The following is an 18,721-nucleotide window of genomic DNA, read 5'->3' on the forward strand; positions in this document are numbered from 1 at the left end:
TTTACTCTCCTTTTTTACACATCAAGAGTTTGAGCTAATTCAAATTCTTCGTTGCTCCAATATCGATATTTAAACAAGCTTATACATTCTACTAAATCTTTAACCTCTTCGTCTTGAGCATAGGAATGTAGTAGTTTAATTAATTCCTTAGAAGTGGAAACCTTCATAAGTTCATTACTATTGTTGCTTATAATTCTTGTAAATAATACCTCCAAAACTTGTGGACCTCTTCCTATTATATTGTAGTGAATTAGTGCCCCTATATATTCAACTCTATCAACTGAACAAATTATTGACTTAAAAAGTCTTGCTAAAAAACTTGCTTGTATATCATTCTTTTTACCAATATTTAGTTCATTTCTCCCCTGTCCCAGATTTACAATTATACTTTCTATTTTTTTATCTCTCAAAGGAATTCCATACTTAGATGTAACACACATAAGTCTACTTAAAATATAAAGTGGATTTTCACATATATCTGGATTGCTTAAACGAAGATTTCTCTCTTTTAAATCCTTGATGCCATCATATTTATCAATGATTATTCTCTCTTTGTTTAGATAAATAATACTATCTATAGTGAAAATGCCTATATCCTGCGGATCTTGCATAAACGCAATATCTAAAAAGTAGGATTCATTTTCTAAATAATACAATTTAACATATTCGTCATACTTTATATAATAATCTCGCTCTGCAACTATCTTAAAATTTCTTTCAGCAAGCCTTTTTAGTATATCAGTAATCTGTTTTTCATTTTCGTATTTAATAGCGATATCGATGTCACTTCCATAAGCATTTCCTTTTTCTATAACATCACTAATATAACCACCGTAAATAACGAAATCTTCGATTCCCAAAAATTCACTAACTATTTCTGAAATGTTATGTATTTGGGATAGCTCATCCTGCGAAAAGGATTTCTTTTTCTCATTCTGCACAGCTTTCCTTCTCCTTCATAATCATTTCATCATATGAATTTCTGATTTTATTATAATCATCCATGCGACCAACATCTAACCAATAATCTTCAATATCATACTTATAGATTTTTTCCTGACGTTGTATCATGACTTCAAGCAAACTATCCATCCCAAAATAAGTATCACTTGGTATATACTCCATAATATCAGGATGCATAGCATAAATTCCCGCTAGTCCATGCATGATGATGTTGGGTTTTTCCTCTATTTTAGTTATTGCATCACCATCAAAATGAATATTACCAAAGTCGTAAGGCATAATCATTTTCTTAACACCTGCGGTTAATAAACCTTTCTTCTCTATAGCATATTGATATATTTTATCAAAATTTAATTGTGTTATAATGTCTCCATTCATAACTAAAAATGGTTCATCCAGTTTATCTTCTAGCAGCTTGATCGGTCCTGCTGTTCCCAACGGCTTTGTTTCCTTGCTAATAATGATGTTAACACCATAATAATCTCCGTTTCCGAAAAAACGCTCAAAATACTCAGATTTATAATTTGTCGCCAAATATATCTCAGTAAATCCATATTTCTTTAGTTGCTCAATTTGAATTTCTATCATAGCTTTTTCGCCGATAGGTAACAAAGGCTTCGGAAACACGCTTGTCAAAGGTGCTAGCCTAATGCCAAGTCCCCCACATAATATCACAGCTTTTTTAGTCATGATTATCCTCCCTCCATTGTTCGCCCCCCTAAGTTTCTAGATGGCCAATTCACTAACTTCTTCAAAAATTAGCAACTGCTGTGATAATTTATTTACAATATCATCTACATGTTCATACTTAAAATGCGGGGATACGTTATAAAACTTTAATGCTTCTAACTTAATTTTATTATCATAAACTTTGTAACTAGATGTAAAGGAATACTCGAATTCATTGTTTTTACCCATTCTAGTCATATGATCCCACTTAAAGAACTCTTTATTGTATTTGTTCATTTCACATATAAACGCAAAATCTTCTTCTTGTGGATTTTGTTCTACTTTGATTGCACGTAACTTATGTTCTTTGCTTGGATATACCCTTATCATAGTACAAAATCCTAAAGATTCATTATTACATACCCGTATTCTTGGATTACTTTCCAGTCTATCTCTCAATTCGAAAGAGTTAATCAATAGATTAGAAAGAAGTTTTATATAACCAGATGAACCTAGTGCGTTAAGACTTGCCAATGCTGCTAATGGCGCTCCTGCGGATCGAGATGTTTCAAGTGTAAATTCTGAAGGATTTATAGAACTGAACTCAGGAGATAACTGATGAACGTCATGTCCATCATATAGTTTCTTTGATAAGTATCTTATATCACTCTTATTATTCACACAAAACATACTTGAAGCGACTGGACAGCTACCAATACCTTTATGGAAATCTACTCCCCAGGAGTCAGCGTACTTTATGTTACTAATACGTTCAAATTGTTTTTTCATTTTAACTAGATATTTCATCGGTATATCAAGTGGATTTTCATTAAATTCGTAATATTTAAAGAATAGCCAAGACCACCCAATTACGGAGTCTACATGTAAGTGCGGACTATAATCCAATGAATACTCTTCAACCAACCTATCAATTAATAATCTGAATTGCTGAATATCATCTATAGCATGATCGTACGTAGTTCCACCATTAATGATAATAACACCTATTTTATCTCCTGATTCTATAATTTTCCTCATCTTGGTTTCAGCATCATCAATTCGGCTATACAGCCCCTTTGAATCAATTGTCACGATATTTTGTACCCCGACCCCCAACCAATCGGCGCATGTTACTTGTGCATAATGCGCATCCTTGGTTATCATAACTTTTACATTACCAGACAGCCCTTTAAGTACTGCATCCTTATTAGCTTTACTCAGTCCGAGTTTCATACCATACATATTTGTACCTGTACCACCAAATGTAAAAACAGATCTCATATCATCGCAGCCTGTTATTTTTCTAAATATGGTACTCAAAATGCTCTCTATATGGCTACAATTACCCGACAATCCATCATTAATCAGATATATATTCTCTTCCAACGCCATTGTATACATGACTAATGCTGCTAGGTTAGGACTTGTCCCAACATTATAAGCCCATAATGGACTAACCCATCTAGGCGTGCCTTGAAAGAAATCGTCCATTATATCCTTAATCACGTCATCAGTTGAACGACCATCATAGGATAAATCATTATATTTCGTCTGTAAGTCTTCATAACTCTTAACCTTCTTAAACCTAGGAGTATTATTTTCATTCATATTTTGCGTTAATGTTTCAAAAGCAAAAGAAATCTTTCTTGCAAACTCATTATTCTTATAATCTAAAGGATATAACCCTTCAAACCGATCGACCATTTTATCACCTCATATGAAATGTTTTTGCCTTTTTACTCAATAAATTAGATAATTCAAATTAGCTCTTATCATCATTTGTAATCGCATACAAATCTATATTTAGGCAGTACTTGAACCGTACAGCGGATGATTTCGCCATCAAGAAGGGGCATACCTACAACATGTGCAGAATATTGCAAATGGACAAATGCAATTGGAATCTGATTGATATCGATTTCAAAAAATTCATACATAGACGCTTATTCATGCATTTAAAATCCTTTTTCAATGCAAAATTTGATATTTCTTGATGCTTGAGGATATGGAAATCATTTATTTAAAAAATTTACTACATATAATTCGATATGTCAATATATAACTGGTGTCGAAAAAAGTTTTTCCAAATCACATCTCGATAAACCATATTTTTCGCTACTTCTTTCATCGCAACTACCATCGAAGGTCCATAACCTTCTCTTACTAAATATTTATCCGCACTAAATATTTTACCGAAAGACTAATGCATTTTTTTCTATTTCCCAGTTCTTGCACGTAAACCAAATTCTGTTTTCCAACGGCGACGAACTTCATATGGAGTCCGTTTCAGTGGCACAGCGGCAATGCTGTTGAGTTTACCAGTCTATGCAGCATGTCATTCGCAAAGGCAACAATGAAAGACGAATCGTCCGTCATCTTTCAGCCTTTAGGTAGAAATCGTTTCTGCATATGCCTGCCAGTCGTCCTCAGTGTACGGCTTGCGAGATCGGATTCGGATCGATATGAATTTGTTGGATCGAAGCAGCGATATAGCAAGTTCTTTCGTTCCCAAACCGTCGAGCGGGTACTTAGTTCTACAGCCGTCCGTAGCGCCCGCATGCAACAAACGCCCATAAGTACCATACTACGATTTCATCATGAAGCTACTTCTGAGATGAGCAATCAGGTCCAGAAACAAGCTTGGGCTGCGGCCTACCATACTTGGATTCGCGAATGCTTTCCAAATGCGATTTGAATTGCTGATCGTTTTCATGTGCACGTCTATGTCATCGAATGCATGCAAAATAATCCCTAAAGCAGTTCAGCATAGGTTGTCACCGCGCGCAAAAGCAAATTTGAAAAGGCATCACCTATTATTAAATTCACCTATCGAAGTTCTAAAGAAAGAGAGCCAAAAACAGCTCTTCCTTCTACTCATTTACTCACCGCTGCTATGTCAAGTTTGGGAGTGGAAAGAGGTCTTCACTATCTGGTACGATGGTTCCCCGAACGTGTACGTTGCAGAAGTTCGATTTGAACGTTGGGGGTTCAAGGTGGCCAAATCGAGCATTCCGCGGTCTGTACACATTGAAAACGATTGCAAAATTAAAAAGAGGAAATCATCAACTATCATCACTGCAGATGGACGAATGCAACTGTAGAAAGTCGACATAATCGCATCAAGACTTCCGGATGAGGCTATTTTTTATTTATTAAAATTTCTTATTTCCGAAGATATTGATTAAAAAGGTCATCCAAATTTTTCACCCATTGAAGTGTTGTTTCTTTTTTCTCTCTATTCATTAACACTGCCTTCATGCCTATCTCCTGAGCCGCAATAACATTCTCCGGCTTATCATCAACAAAAATCACATCTTTATGATTCACACCTAGCTCAGCTAATGTATAGAAAAATATTTCCTTATCCGGCTTACACATACGAATGTCTGATGAACTAAAAACTGTTTTTATGTATTTTGAAATACCTAGTACATTTAAAACTTGATAAACACTTGGATATGCATTAGTAAGAACATAACAATCTATTCCATTATGAACCTTCTCCAAGAACGGAACTACATCTGAATATACCATGCAATTGTTATAATAAACTGCTTTATTTAGCAATTGTTCCGTTATATCATTACTATTATATGAATATTTTCTGCAAAGGTATTCAGCTATATTTTGATATATTTTTTCCCAATGCTTATTTTCGTTTTCCAATGTACTAATCCACTCTTCAGGACTTCCGAATATGTCGCTACTCTCTACTACGCTTCGATATGCCTCTGTAATATCCTGCTCTGCAATATTCCACTCTTCCAATGCCTTCAAAATCATAGCCAAAAACGTATCATTCCAAAACAAAACCCCATCCGCATCTAACAAGAGAACTCTTTTCATTATTCCTCCTTATATATGTCCCTTGGCTACAATTATATAGTGGGCTTCGCCCTGAGTACCTAAGGTACATTCTTCCCCAAACGATTAATCTGCAGAAGATACTAGTCTAGGATTTAGTTTGCCCAGCAATAAACATCAAAAAAGCTTACTAAAACATTTTCGCTTACTACATCAATTCCTAATTCTCATAGACTAGGCTTTTTTAAATTCATCTTAATACTGCACTTAATAAGTAAGTTAATTTTTCTATAAAAACTTAACTCATAAAAACTTGATATCTCTGATGAATTAAAGCATCTTAATGCGTTCATCCCTAAGTAAGATGATGATGCTGAACATAATCTAAACCAACAATTAAATATCGCTTTATTAAATTCTGTACTATCAAACACTTTTTTTTGTTCGTTAGATGTATATAATCTCAATAATATTTCTTCAAAATCATTTAATTTATTCACATTGTTTATTTTAATATTATAATTCCAACTACATAAATTATAGTAATTTTCCAAATCATTTTCTGAATAATTTACTTCTAATTGTTTTAGGATGTTTTCGCAAACAAGTCTTATGGTGTTTAACTGAATCTCATTATAAACACGGCTTATTCCTTGCTCATTAATTCGATACTTAAGGAGTACTTTAGGAATGTTTCGAACTTCAACCAATAAACTGGCACGTTGCCATAATTCATAATCTTCGGCATGAATAAATTTTTGATTATAACTCAATCCAAATTTATCAAGCGAGCTTTTCCTCATTATTACAGATGGATGAGCTAGACAATTACCAAAAATAAGATTTGATTTTATATCTTTGTAACTTGTAGGTGGTTTTATAACTCTACTCTTTTTAGTTCCAAATGTTTTTATCCAAGAACCACTTATTGCGACTTCTTTATTTAAATCCATAAATTCGACCTGCACTTTAAGCCTATTAGGGAAACTGATGTCATCTTGATCCATTCTAACAATGTATTCTCCATTTGCAAGTTTTAAACCTTTGTTTAAAGTAGCAATTAGATTCATATTAACTGTATTTCTGACTAATTTTATTCTTTTATCATTATAAGACCTAACCAATTCAACACTACTATCCACCGATGCATCATCAATAATCAATAATTCAAAATCAGTATATGTCTGAGTTAATATACTTTCTATAGCTTGATTCAAATATTTTTCACCATTATATACTGGCATCAAGACTGTCACCCTAGGAATGGTTTCTTTCAATTATTTCCCCCCTCTTAAATATTATAAATTGTTTATAACATGATCTCTAAATTCTAGAACAGCTCCAAAAGTTCAAACGTTTAATATTATCTTCAGAATTAACGAATTCTCTTTGACATCGGAAAATACTTTATTAAGCATCTATGATTTTGAAGTAATTGTATAGATATATCAAGGTCTGTTTCTTCAACATAGTCATTAATAGTTAAAACAATTCCTTCTGTATTCAAATGACTAGCAATATTTTCGTTTAATGTTTGAATACTATCTTTATCTATGAAATCTATAGTTATCTCTTCTTTTACAGAATATTTAGGAGATAATAATTCTATCAATCTGTTTTCCATAAAGTAATCAACTAGATTTTCTGGCAGGTACTCAAGGGCATCTTTATGCTTATTAAAAAAATATTGCACATTTTCATAAAACTCCTCTATTAGGTGTTCATTTAAGGTGTCCCTAAAAGAATTATGTTTCTGATGCAATACTTCTACTTTTAGATTTATTAGTACTTTAGTATTTAGCTTAAATAATCTATATAAAAGTTCAGAGTCATCAAATCCCCACCCTTTTATATTCTCATCAAAACACCCTACAACATCAAAATACTTTCTGGGAATAGAAATAACGCAAGTATAGGCTAATAGCCAAGAACAATTAATTGCATTATAATTATATGAAAGTGTATCAAATAAAGGATACCTAGAATCCAATGCATTCCTATCATTAACATCAAATTGGAATCTTTCAAATACTTCTTTACTAACAACATCGCCATAGCTAACATCTTCATTTAACATTATTCTTGTACCTGTGACAATTATATCTCTACATTTTGAGTAACATCTATCAAACTCCTCTAATATATTTTCTTTTACTATTACATCACCATCTAGCAGTATTATTACCTCACCACTTGCTTCTTTTAGACCAATATTTCTAGCTCTATTTCTGCAAGATAACTCGCTTCTTTTTGTATAAATATATTTCAAATCATAGTTCCTATTTACATCTTTTATGAATTCATACGTCCCATCAGTAGATCCATCATCTGAAACAATTACTTCAAATTCATCTCTCGTGAATCCTTTAATATTATTGATTGACTCAAGACAGTTCTTTAAAAGAAGTTTCATTTCATATGCAACTATTACAATACTATATTTTTTCATTTCAACTCTCCTGCACTTAAAAATAATTGTTTTATATGAAAAAATCTTTTAAAAACACTCTGCTCATTCACTAATAAATCATACAGTCCAACTCTATATTTATAACAAGAATGAATTGTTTGTCAGTTATAAACCCTTACTTTATACTGTGGTCGCGCTAGATACAAGAACACCCATCGCCTTTGCTTTTCATCCATACCAATCTAATACCATAATCTTTGTGTCATTATCATAAATCCTACAAATTTGCTCAGTTGCAGTTTCTTTTTCATTTTAGTTAATACAATTTGTCCATTTTTTCATTAATATTCTTCTTTCACAAATTTTATCATCCTCACTTAGTATATGTAAAGAGAATTATACAGCTATTCCCTTTTCCTATGCAAGGTTAGCTATAAATTTTATAAATCAACTTTCGCAGAGAAAATCAGTCCAACAGCATCTGCAGCTTAGGTTGGGAGTTGAATGAGTTGTTGGCTTGAGGAAAATAGAAAAACACCGCTTCGTTTGGTGAAGTGAAAGTGTTGATCTTCCACTACCCCACAGAAGAGGTATCCTCTATATGACAGAGCAAAAGCAAGCCTTTGATCAACTGCCATACGAAATTAAACCGGCTTTTCAGGAACTAAAGGTGATCAAACACCTGCGTAGCGCAATATTTATAAAGAAATTCGGCTTCAAGTGCGCCTATTTATTCCGCCGGGTGTTTGTCATGCCGTTTCACCAGAAGAACTAGTTACGACTCTTGTAGAGCAAAAAAGGCAAGAAACATTTCCGGGCAAAGACACGGTGTATCGTTTCATGAATCACAGCGGCTATGCCTGGCGGCGGTTTTTGATCGCGTGTATGGAGGCGCTGACCTCGTCAAATCGGCAGACCGCCTTCATCTTCAATGACTCCATGTTTGCACGCAACCGGAGTAAAGCCGTCGAAGATGCTGGTACGCTTTAAAGATCACGCGACTGGCGTCTCTACAAAGGCTTTCGCATGCTGACCACAAGCTGGTCAGACGGTCATTTCCTTGTTCCGAATGTGATCCGCAAATAAAGTCATGTTACGCCCCCTCCCCACCAATCGCCGCAAGCCCTTGCTACTCCTGCATTTTCTCCATTTTCCCTATACTCCTCTCAAAAGGCCTGAGCAAATAAAGTCGTCCCATAAATCTGAGAAAAATCGGAAGAAAATCGGAGAAAAAACGTGAAAAAAAGTAAATAAAGTCGAGCTAAAAAACAGGGGCAAAGCAGGATAAAAGAAAAGGATTAGAGATCGGAGTGAAAATCGAGGAAAAGATTGATTCATTAAGTGGTTCGAGACTTTTATGATCTTCCCTTCTTCGCTTCCCTGATTTATGAAAAAAGCCGATGAAAACAGGAGTGGATACCTGTGTTTCATTCGGCTTTTTGATGCGACTTTATACGCGGCAGGGCGACTTTAATTCGAATTCACTTCGACGAACTGTCAGGTGATAAAAAAGTATGGAACCAAATTTGTTGATTTCATTGGGTTTGCCGCGGCACTTGATAAACACTGAAAATAAAAAGTCTGAAACCACCGAAAAATGCCATGTAAAGAAAGTTAGAAACCGCACGTATGTTGTTATTATGTTTCTATCGACCTTTGACGCAGCTACATAGGATGTAACCTCGCCTGTCCAAGCAGAAACAAGGGGCACAGTACACCTTGTAATCATTGGGGCCTTCTTTGTGGGTCTGTCAATAATTTTGTGTAAACTCATTTATAAGGAATTCCCCCGAGGGGGAAACAGCCTTTTAACGTAAGTGCTGGCCCACCCGATCAGGAAAGAAGACGGAGAGCTGAAGCAGCATTTGTCCCCAATTCTGCACGCGTCCGGTCCATTTGCGAACGACGTCCATCGTTGAAAGATAAAGCATTTTGAGGAGGGCTTCGTCCGATGGGAAGATGCTCTTGCTTTTCGTTACTTTACGGAGTTGACGATGGTAGCTTTCGATGATGTTGGTCGTGTAGATGAGCTTCCGGATCTCAGGCGGATACTTGAAGAAGGTGGCTAGCTCGTCCCAATTGTTACGCCAAGAACGGACGATGAGTGGATACTTCGTTCCCCACAGCTCATCGAAACGATCAAGTTCTGCAAGTGCAGCGTCTTCCGTGGTTGCTTTGTAGATTGGCTTAAGATCCGCTGTCACTTTCTTGAGGTCCTTGTAAGAAACGTAGCGCGTTGAATTGCGAATCTGATGAATGATGCATTTCTGTATCTCAGTCTGCGGATAGCAGGCGGAGATGGCTTGTGAGAAGCCGGTCAGGTTATCTACGCAAGTGATGAGAATGTCTTGTACGCCGCGGTTTTTCAGTTCGTTGAGCACACTCAGCCAGAACTTCGCCGACTCGTTCTCCCCGATCCACATGCCCAGTACGTCTTTGTTTCCATCCAAGTCAATGCCAATAACCATGTAAGCCGCTTTGTTGACAATGGCACCGTCCTGCTTCACTTTAAAATGAATGGCATCGAGAAAGACCACCGCATAAACACCCTGTAGTGGCCGGTTCTGCCACTCCTTGATGAGCGGCACGATCTTGTTGGTCACATTGGAAATGAGCGTAGGCGAGACGTCAATGCCGTAGAGATTGGCTAGATGATCTTGAATGTCTCGTGTACTCACGCCCTTGGCATACAGCGCTACGATCTGATCTTCGATGCCCGTTACATTCGATTGATGCTTCTTCACAACGAGCGGTTCAAACTCGCCCTGGCGGTCACGTGGTATGGTGATTTCCTGCTCACCGTATTCGCTGGTCACGATCTTACGGCTTTTCCCGTTTCGACTGTTGGCCGTCTCTTTGTTCTTCACCTCGTGCTTCTCGTAACCCAAATGCGTGTCCATCTCAGCCTCTAGCATCTCCTGAATCGTCTCGGCGAAGAGATCCTTCAACGCATTTTGAGCGTCTTGAGCTGTTACCAACTTGTTTTCTTTAATGAACGCTCGCAGCTGCTACTTCGTCCATAATCCCATTTGTGCTCCCCAACCTTTCTATTATTTCCATGTTAATAGGTTTTGGAGTTTACACAAAGTATTTTACAGACTCTTCTTTGTTGCTGTAGTTTTCCGTATTTACTTTTTCGTCATCAGTGTAAAAGATAATAATCTAATTAAATTGATGTCATTTTTTAATGAATCGAAATTTTTATTATTTGGAATAGCCAATGCCACTCAACAGTTTCACCACCGTAATGAAGTCGTATGTGAATATTAACTTCTAAACAAATTAAAAGGGAGCGCCGAATTATTCCCCTCGGGCTCCCTTCTAGATGTCAATCATCTTGCTTATCGGTTCCACACATCTTTTACTGGTTCCATAGTTCTTTTACTAGTTCCAGTCATCTTTTACTGGTTCCAGACTTTTTTATCACTGAACAGTCTTATCTGAACTTTCTCCTATTTTACTCCACCGTAACACTCTTCGCCAAGTTACGCGGTTTATCCACGTCATTACCGACAGCAAGCGATGCATAGTAAGAGATCAGCTGCAGCGGAATAACCGAGACAGCAGGCGACAGGATTGGCAGTGTTTTCGGAATAGCGAACAGCTCGTCGACCGACTTGCTGACTTCCACTTCGCTGCCTGCGTTCGCGATTGCGAGCACGTGTGCGCCGCGCGCTTTGACTTCTTTAATGTTGCTTAACGTTTTCTCGTACAGCTCTTCTTGCGTTACGAGCGCGATAACCGGGATACCGTCCTCGATCAGCGCCAGCGTGCCGTGCTTCAGCTCGCCTGCTGCGTAAGCTTCGGAGTGGATGTACGAAATCTCTTTGAGCTTCAAGGAGCCTTCTTGCGCGACTGCGAAGTCAACGCCGCGGCCGATGAAGAACAGGTTTTTGTGAACAGCGATCGAATCCGCAACTTGCTTCAGTACAGCGGATTGCTCCAGAACCGCTTCGACTTGCTCAGGCAGCTGCTGCATAGCCGTTAGCACTTCCGTAATAGCCGCTTGCTCCATCGTTCCGAGCGTTTGTGCCAAGTAGACGCCGAACAGGTAGAACGCGATCAGCTGCGACGTGTACGCTTTGGTCGATGCTACAGCGATCTCTGGACCTGCCCATGTGATAAGCACATCATCCGCTTCGCGAGCGACCGAGCTGCCTACAACGTTCGTGATCGCCAGTACGCGCGCGCCGTTGCGTTTTGCTTCACGCAGTGCTGCAAGCGTATCTGCCGTTTCACCGGATTGGCTAACAACGATAACGAGCGTATCCGGCGTGATGATTGGCGAACGATAGCGATATTCCGAAGCTACATCCGTCTCCACTGGAATGCGAGCCATGCGCTCGATTACCGTTTTGCCGACCAAGCCTGCATGATAAGCCGTGCCGCAAGCAACGATATGCACTTTGCGAATGCCTTTCACTTGCTCCGCCGTCATGCCGATTTCCGTCAACGACACCGAATTGTTGTCTTCCGACACGCGTCCGCGCATTGTGTCACGGTATGCCTTAGGCTGCTCGTAAATTTCTTTCAGCATAAAGTGATCGAATCCGGCTTTCTCTGCCGTAACGAGATCCCAATCGACATGGAATATTTCCTTGGAAATAAATTCGCCCTCTGTCGTCATCAGTTCGACACCATCACGTGTCAAAACGGCCATCTCGCCGTCGTTCAAAATATACACATTACGCGTATGCTCGAGAATTGCCGGAATATCCGATCCGATGAAGTTCTCGCCTTCTCCGATACCAATGACGAGCGGGCTCGCAAAACGAACCGCAACGAGCTTAGTAGGCTCGAATTCCGTCAAAACGCCGAGTGCAAAAGCACCGCGCATGCGCTTCACTGCACGTTGTACAGCTTCTACGATGTTGCCGTCATATTCATCAGCTACGAGATGCGCAATAACTTCCGTATCCGTTTCCGACACGAAGTTGTGGCCTTTAGCTGCGAGTTCGTCTTTCAGGTCCAGATAGTTCTCGACGATGCCGTTGTGCACGACCGAGAATTTCGAGGAATTGTCCGTATGGGGATGCGAGTTCACATCCGAAGGCTTGCCGTGCGTCGCCCAACGCGTGTGACCGATTCCGACAGAGCCAGCAAGCGGCTCCTCTTGAAGCTGGCCTTCCAGCACAGCAAGACGGCCTTTCGACTTGCGAATTTCCAGTGTATTGCCCGTGAATACTGCGATACCAGCGGAGTCATACCCACGGTACTCCAGCTTCTTCAGACCCTCGATCAAAATTTCCTGCGAGTTACGATTACCAATATATCCTACAATTCCGCACATATAAATATAGACCTCCGTTAGGTTCGAATTTCCCTCGACCTGCGAATGCCCGCTGCGCGGCAGAACGGTATGAAGTTCATCGTTCATTACCCTCCTGCCCATTCGATCGCTTAAGCGGCATCGCGGACGTTAGGGTTGTTTAATGTTTTGAATCGCTAAAATAAGGCAGACTGAGCCTGTACCCGTCTTCGAGGATGCTCCATCATCCGTCGACACGCTGCTTCGTCTGTTTGTACATGTCTTGCTATCCACTCCGCCGCACGATTGTCCGACCGGTCGCCCGCGTCGTTTTACGTAACGGCTTACGGTATGAATGTGTACCGGGAGGTCCCCGCCGAAAAACTCGAACGCCTCCACCTCGTCAGCTTGCACAGCCGCTCTTCCCTCCGATGGGAATGGTTTGTTGCAGCGCTTTCCATGTCGCAAGCTCTGGCGCTTGTGTTGCTTTATGAAAACCCCGACCCTCGCTTTCAATTCCAGAATCATAATCCCTATCATATTCACTTTCCCGACATTTCGCAACAAAATTCTTAAGGCGACCCTCCCAATCCCTCCCTCGCCAGGGCGGGCTCCGAGGATTCCATCCTCTGGACACCGGAAGCCTTGTTGGGCTGGTAGGGTACGTGTGCTCGCTTTCGTCCCTTTGGGACACGCTTTAATTCGGATTTACCCAGTTATGTTTGATTGTAAGCATATGGTATATGCGATTCTTCCCGGCTTGGTGCTAGGAGTCGCTTTCGTCCCCTTTGGGGACACGCTTTACGTTCTACTGCTTTGTTGAAACACTCCTTTACGACTTCTTCACATACTGCTGTCTTCTAAAAACGGATGAACGGCGTGCTTGCTCCACCATTCATCCGCGTTTATTCGTACGATTAGAGTTCGTTTTCTTGTATCGAACTAGCCCAGCTGCGTCTTCACAACGTCCACGATGCGGTGAACGTATGCTTCGACTTGATCCTTATCGGGACCTTCCGCCATTACGCGGATAAGCGATTCCGTACCGGAAGGACGCACGAGCACGCGGCCGTTGTCGCCCAGCTCGGCTTCGACTGCGCTAACCGCTTCCGCGATTGCTGCGTTATCGTTGTACAGCGTTTTGTCAGCTACGCGCACATTGACCAGCACCTGCGGGTATTTGCGCATAAGCTGCTTCAGCTCGCTCAGCTTCTTGCCTGATTGCACGAGCGTATCGACCAGCTGCATAGCGGTCAGAATACCGTCGCCCGTCGTGTTGTAATCGAGGAAAATAACATGGCCCGATTGCTCGCCGCCAAGATTAAATCCGCCGCGGCGCATTTCTTCCATTACGTAACGATCGCCAACTGCCGTCTGCGCCGTTTTCAGCCCCAGCTTTTCCGTCGCTTTGAAGAAGCCGATATTCGCCATAACCGTCGTTACAATCGTCTCGCCTTGAAGTCTGCCTTGACGACGCATGGCATCGCCGCAAATGCACAAAATATAATCGCCGTCGACTTCCTCGCCGTTCTCGTCAATTGCGATCAACCGATCCGCATCGCCGTCGAACGACAAGCCAAGCTGTGCGCCATGCTTGAGTACTTGATCACGCAAATACTCAGGATGCGTCGAGCCTACGCCATCGTTGATGTTGCGGCCGTTTGGCTCTGCGCCAACCGTAATCACCTCAGCGCCAAGCTCGCGGAATACGCGCGGCGCCAGCTCGTATGCGGAGCCGTGTGCGCAGTCGAGTACAACTTTTACGCCTTCGAACGACGATTGGATCGTCGTTTTCAAAAACTCAAGGTAACGGTACTTCGCCGTATCGTCGGACGTTACCGTACCGATATCGCCGCCCTCTGGGCGAGGAAGCTCATCGATCTCTGCATCCATCAGACGCTCGATTTCAAGCTCAGTCTCATCCGACAGCTTGAAGCCGTCGCCGCCGAAAAATTTAATGCCATTATCCGCTACCGGGTTATGCGAAGCTGAAATCATGACCGCTGCGTCTGCCTTCAGCTCGCGCGTCAAATACGCCACAGCAGGCGTCGATACGACGCCGATGCGAACAACGCTTGCGCCGATGGACAACAAGCCCGCAATAAGCGCCGCCTCCAGCATAGGACCCGAAATACGCGTATCCAGACCGATTACAACCTTTGGTTTATCTGCTTGACCTGCGAGTACATAACCGCCGCAGCGTCCGATTTTATAAGCCAGCTCTGGCGTCAATTCACGGTTAGCAACCCCGCGCACGCCGTCTGTTCCAAAATATTTACCCATGAATGTCAATTCCCCTTCTGTATCTAAATATATGCAATAGCCTGGCGGTGAGTACCCCCGTGCTCTCCCGCCTCTATCATACCTTAACCCTATTAATAGTTGGAAGCATTAACGTTATCGGTTATGCTGCTGTCGCTGGATGCACCAGTGTCCGTTCCAGCTGCCGCACCCGCTTCAGAACTACCGGCATTACTTCCCACGGCCGAATCAGTCCCTGTGTCAGCACTATTCGTGCTGCCTGCATCCGTAGCCGCATCTGCTGCCTCATCATCCTCTGGCTTAATGACAGGCGTAGCATCTACAGGGCCTGCCGGAGGCTCCTTATCGGCCGGTTTCGTGTCCTTCGGCTTCGTTGAAGCCGCTTTATCATCGATAATATCGACCGTCACCTTAACCGGAGCCGTATCTGGGCTTACATAGTTCGGCAAGTGAATATCGAGCGTCACCTCGTGCTGGCCAACGCCTAGCGATTCCAGCCGTGCAACGGCTTGAACATCCGACTCCTTCAAACCAGTCAGCAACGTCGGCGCGCCACGAACAGTGACATCAACTAATCCATCTGTCGGAATCAGTACATTGGCTGACATTCCATCGGCTAGACCGCTCAACGTAACCGGTACGCGTTCGATTAATCGACTGCTCGTCTCTTCCACGGTAATGCTGACCGATACCGTCTTCGGATCTACTGCGGCAATGCCGTCGATCGGCTTGATATCATAAGTATAGGTACCCGAGCCGGTCACCTTGTCCAAATCTACTATTACGCCATCATAGAACTCCAGCTTGTCCAGCTCGTTCTGAGGACCGTAGACCGTCACTTGCTCCGTGGACAGCTCCAGCTTGGCAATACTTAAACCTGCAGGCAGAGCGCCCGTAAATCCGATCTGAAGCGGCAATTGCTTAAACGGCTTCGTAATCGGCACTTCCACCTCGACAACGCTTGGGCTCACGACCGCATCCTTCAGCTCTTTGCCATCATTGTCATAGACGATGACGCGCGCCCGCTTCTCGCTGACTGTCTCTTCCTCGCCGTTGACGTTCACGTTGACCGCAACAGCGCCTACTGTCTCGAGCTCGTCCTCTGGCAGCGTGACATGTACGCGATTGTTCGGCTTCACGATCGGCTCGCCTGCCTTGTAACCATTAGCCGGCGCCCCTTCTGTCAGCACCTGAACCTCGAATTCCTTCGTCTGCATCGGCTCGATCTGTACGGTCGCTCGATTCGGCGTCATTTTCACAAGCTCTACGCCCCGCGGCAGCTCGACTGATAATACGACCTCATGGACGCCGTTAGGTACATCAGATAAATTAGCCGAAACCACATAATCATCCGGCGACGCCGCCGCTAGACGGGCCCGAGAGCCGCTTACGACCAACTTAACCGCACCTGGATCGATAGCACGCAGTGCTCGCGTTTTTTCGTCAAGACCGATTGTTTTGATTTTCACAGCGTCGATGACATGCGATTCGTTCGTTGTGATCGTAGCATTCGGGTTCGATTCTGGGTCAAAATGAACTACCGCCCACAGCATCAATGCGATGAGGACGGATAAAATTTTGAGAGCGGTCGGATGTGTTAGCCATTTATCCATTCCCGTTGTCCCCCTTCCGCCGCCAGAAAGAGGTTTTCGCTTTCTCCCCTTGGCTGTTCGCTGGCATGAGCTCTTCGAACAGCTTCGAGATTAACGATTCTTCCTTAATGTCGCGTACAATCATTCCGTTCAAGCACAACGACACCTGTCCCGTTTCCTCTGAAACAACAACGGAGATCGCATCACAGCCTTCGCTTACGCCGATCGCGGCCCGGTGCCGCGTTCCAAGCTCTTTGCTGATGAACGGATTTTCCGATAATGGCAAGTAACACGCGGCCGCCATGATTTGATTCGCGCGAATGATGACAGCCCCGTCGTGAAGAGGCGTATTCGGCGTAAAAATGTTAATGAGGAGCTCCGCGCTAATTCGCGACTCCATCCCGATGCCAGACTCGATAAACTCATTCACGCCTGTCATGCGCTCAAACACGATCAATGCCCCGATTTTACGCTTGGACATATAATTGACGGCTTTAATAATTTCCTTAATCCGTTCGTTAATCAGATCCCGCTCCAGCCCCGTCGAACGTCCAAACAACTTGCCTCGGCCCAGTTGCTCCAGCGCACGCCTAAGCTCCGGCTGAAAAATAATCAACACGCTTAATACGCCGAACGTGAACATTTGGTTCATCATCCATTTAAGCGTACCCAAATTCAGCCAAGTGCTCAGCGCCCAAGTCGCGACCAATACCAGAATACCCTTTAACAATTGGATCGCGCGCGTACCCCGTACGAGTAAAATCAATTTATATATGATGTAACTGACAGCCGCAATATCGATTAGATCTTTAATGCCGTTCTGCCAGCTTATGTCGTTAAAATAATTCATCAGTTCGCAGGCCCCCAAGCGACAATTACCCATCTGATGCCTATTTGACGCGCATTTGAAGCACAATTCGCCCAAAATAGGCGCTATATCTTTATTTTATCGGCCTCGCGCCCGTTAGACTGTATACAGTATAGCCATTGTAGAGCTATAACTGCTTCAAGAGTCAACCTTATTATTTTCTAGAAAGAGAAATGTAAATCCTTCTTATGAAAGAAAAAAAGTGCCTACCGTTTATCGGAAGGCACTTATCATTATTATTTAGCTATATCGGTAACCGTCTCCGTCACTTTGTACCAGAACCAATCGAGCGCTCGGTCAATCGTTCGGCTTGAGCCTGCGATATGCGCCGTCGAGGCTAACTGCAGCGATCCGTCAATAACGGTCACATTGCCGTCTACATCGCCCTGCACCTCTGCAATCCCGTTCTCAATGGTCAAATCGCCGTGGACCTTCGTTCCTGCAGGCACGATAACTTTATCCCCTTGGATGACGACCGACTGCAAATCCTGGCCTCTCACGATCAACTCTCCGCCCTGATGCCACATCGATAGGAAGCTGGACAGCATGACGAATAAGAAGAGCGCTGCAACCGTAGCCGCAGGATGATTCCTTACCCAGCTTATCCATGGCGACTGCCTGCGTCGCTTCGGCAAGGCAGCCATAATCCGTTCATTCAGGCGTGCCGACTGCTCCGGTTCGATCGATCCGCGCGCGTGCATCGCTGATGACAGCAGCGATTCCGTTCGATCTAATTGCTCGAATTTCATTCGACATGATGGACATTCCAACAGGTGAGCCTTAAGCTCACGAACATCTTGTTGAGGCAATTCGCCGTCCAAATAATCATGCATCCATACGGTGGCGACGTTGCAATTCATGGCAGCCATTCCTTTCCCCTTCACGCTTAAACATCAGGTCATTGC

General features: G+C 42.5%; 13 protein-coding genes and 2 pseudogenes. 2 read left to right on the plus strand and 13 right to left on the minus strand.

Going from position 1 to position 18,721, the window contains the following annotated elements; translation table 11 throughout:
• Window positions 1–14: 14 nt before the first annotated feature.
• Genes PAECUDRAFT_RS09330 through PAECUDRAFT_RS09340 form a run of 3 tightly spaced genes read right to left on the minus strand, consistent with a single transcriptional unit; the run spans window position 15 to window position 3,336 of the window.
• Window positions 15–941, minus strand: a complete 927-nt coding sequence (locus PAECUDRAFT_RS09330; RefSeq protein ID WP_006037885.1) for a hypothetical protein — start codon at window positions 939–941, stop codon at window positions 15–17.
• Complete coding sequence (locus tag PAECUDRAFT_RS09335) at window positions 931–1,653, minus strand: nucleotidyltransferase family protein (protein ID WP_006037886.1); 723 nt, start codon at window positions 1,651–1,653, stop codon at window positions 931–933. Before PAECUDRAFT_RS09335 ends, PAECUDRAFT_RS09330 begins: the two co-directional genes overlap by 11 nt.
• Before the next feature lie 36 nt (window positions 1,654–1,689).
• Window positions 1,690–3,336 carry a pyridoxal-dependent decarboxylase gene (locus tag PAECUDRAFT_RS09340; RefSeq protein ID WP_006037887.1) on the minus strand — a complete coding sequence of 549 codons (1,647 nt, stop codon included), beginning with the start codon at window positions 3,334–3,336 and terminating at the stop codon, window positions 1,690–1,692.
• Between the two features lie 717 nt (window positions 3,337–4,053).
• Between PAECUDRAFT_RS09340 and PAECUDRAFT_RS26795 the strand changes: the two are divergent.
• Window positions 4,054–4,756, plus strand: a pseudogene (locus tag PAECUDRAFT_RS26795) (ISL3 family transposase); the annotation flags it as partial.
• 38 nt (window positions 4,757–4,794) lie between these two features.
• Here PAECUDRAFT_RS26795 and PAECUDRAFT_RS09350 read toward each other — a convergent pair.
• The 3 genes from PAECUDRAFT_RS09350 to PAECUDRAFT_RS09360 all read right to left on the minus strand — a co-directional run bounded on the left by PAECUDRAFT_RS09350 (window position 4,795) and on the right by PAECUDRAFT_RS09360 (window position 7,885).
• Window positions 4,795–5,478, minus strand: a complete 684-nt coding sequence (locus PAECUDRAFT_RS09350; RefSeq protein WP_006037888.1) for an HAD family hydrolase — start codon at window positions 5,476–5,478, stop codon at window positions 4,795–4,797.
• 185 nt (window positions 5,479–5,663) lie between these two features.
• Window positions 5,664–6,713: a glycosyltransferase family 2 protein gene (locus PAECUDRAFT_RS09355; RefSeq protein ID WP_006037889.1), complete on the minus strand. Its 1,050-nt coding sequence runs from the start codon at window positions 6,711–6,713 to the stop codon at window positions 5,664–5,666.
• A gap of 98 nt (window positions 6,714–6,811) precedes the next feature.
• The gene (locus PAECUDRAFT_RS09360; RefSeq protein ID WP_006037890.1) at window positions 6,812–7,885 is read right to left on the minus strand and encodes a glycosyltransferase family 2 protein; all 1,074 of its coding nucleotides are present in this window, start codon (window positions 7,883–7,885) and stop codon (window positions 6,812–6,814) included.
• Window positions 7,886–8,447: 562 nt separating this feature from the next.
• Between PAECUDRAFT_RS09360 and PAECUDRAFT_RS26800 the strand changes: the two are divergent.
• A pseudogene (locus PAECUDRAFT_RS26800) lies at window positions 8,448–8,914 on the plus strand (IS4 family transposase); the annotation flags it as partial.
• Window positions 8,915–9,654: 740 nt separating this feature from the next.
• On the opposite strand, the gene PAECUDRAFT_RS09365 reads toward PAECUDRAFT_RS26800, so the two are convergent.
• The 7 genes from PAECUDRAFT_RS09365 to PAECUDRAFT_RS09395 form a co-directional block, all read right to left on the minus strand.
• Window positions 9,655–10,851, minus strand: coding sequence for an IS256 family transposase (locus PAECUDRAFT_RS09365; protein WP_144266498.1), 1,197 nt, complete (start codon window positions 10,849–10,851; stop codon window positions 9,655–9,657).
• 452 nt (window positions 10,852–11,303) lie between these two features.
• Window positions 11,304–13,136 (minus strand): glutamine--fructose-6-phosphate transaminase (isomerizing), encoded by a 1,833-nt coding sequence (gene glmS / locus PAECUDRAFT_RS09370; protein WP_040712080.1) that lies wholly within the window; start codon window positions 13,134–13,136, stop codon window positions 11,304–11,306.
• Window positions 13,137–13,265: 129 nt separating this feature from the next.
• Window positions 13,266–13,508, minus strand: coding sequence for a hypothetical protein (locus tag PAECUDRAFT_RS26805; RefSeq protein ID WP_456090118.1), 243 nt, complete (start codon window positions 13,506–13,508; stop codon window positions 13,266–13,268).
• A 528-nt stretch (window positions 13,509–14,036) separates the two neighbouring features.
• The gene (gene glmM, locus PAECUDRAFT_RS09380) at window positions 14,037–15,377 is read right to left on the minus strand and encodes a phosphoglucosamine mutase (RefSeq protein ID WP_006037896.1); all 1,341 of its coding nucleotides are present in this window, start codon (window positions 15,375–15,377) and stop codon (window positions 14,037–14,039) included.
• A gap of 92 nt (window positions 15,378–15,469) precedes the next feature.
• The gene (locus PAECUDRAFT_RS09385; protein WP_006037897.1) at window positions 15,470–16,969 is read right to left on the minus strand and encodes a CdaR family protein; all 1,500 of its coding nucleotides are present in this window, start codon (window positions 16,967–16,969) and stop codon (window positions 15,470–15,472) included.
• Complete coding sequence (cdaA, locus tag PAECUDRAFT_RS09390) at window positions 16,962–17,798, minus strand: diadenylate cyclase CdaA (RefSeq protein WP_006037898.1); 837 nt, start codon at window positions 17,796–17,798, stop codon at window positions 16,962–16,964. The genes PAECUDRAFT_RS09385 and cdaA overlap by 8 nt, the downstream gene beginning before the upstream one ends.
• Before the next feature lie 254 nt (window positions 17,799–18,052).
• The gene (locus tag PAECUDRAFT_RS09395; RefSeq protein WP_006037899.1) at window positions 18,053–18,676 is read right to left on the minus strand and encodes a zf-HC2 domain-containing protein; all 624 of its coding nucleotides are present in this window, start codon (window positions 18,674–18,676) and stop codon (window positions 18,053–18,055) included.
• Between the last annotated feature and the right edge of the window lie 45 nt (window positions 18,677–18,721).

The organism is Paenibacillus curdlanolyticus YK9, from assembly GCF_000179615.1.
GTDB classification, from domain to species: domain Bacteria; phylum Bacillota; class Bacilli; order Paenibacillales; family Paenibacillaceae; genus Paenibacillus_T; species Paenibacillus_T curdlanolyticus.

Coding starts and splice junctions, on each gene's coding strand:
- PAECUDRAFT_RS09350 (WP_006037888.1), bottom strand. CDS start 5,478: ATGAAAAGAGTTCTCTTGTTAGATGCGGATGGGGTTTTGTTTTGGAAT.
- PAECUDRAFT_RS09335 (WP_006037886.1), bottom strand. CDS start 1,653: ATGACTAAAAAAGCTGTGATATTATGTGGGGGACTTGGCATTAGGCTA.
- PAECUDRAFT_RS09395 (WP_006037899.1), bottom strand. CDS start 18,676: ATGAATTGCAACGTCGCCACCGTATGGATGCATGATTATTTGGACGGC.
- PAECUDRAFT_RS09360 (WP_006037890.1), bottom strand. CDS start 7,885: ATGAAAAAATATAGTATTGTAATAGTTGCATATGAAATGAAACTTCTT.
- PAECUDRAFT_RS09340 (WP_006037887.1), bottom strand. CDS start 3,336: ATGGTCGATCGGTTTGAAGGGTTATATCCTTTAGATTATAAGAATAAT.
- PAECUDRAFT_RS09385 (WP_006037897.1), bottom strand. CDS start 16,969: ATGGATAAATGGCTAACACATCCGACCGCTCTCAAAATTTTATCCGTC.
- glmS (WP_040712080.1), bottom strand. CDS start 13,136: ATGTGCGGAATTGTAGGATATATTGGTAATCGTAACTCGCAGGAAATT.
- cdaA (WP_006037898.1), bottom strand. CDS start 17,798: ATGAATTATTTTAACGACATAAGCTGGCAGAACGGCATTAAAGATCTA.
- glmM (WP_006037896.1), bottom strand. CDS start 15,377: ATGGGTAAATATTTTGGAACAGACGGCGTGCGCGGGGTTGCTAACCGT.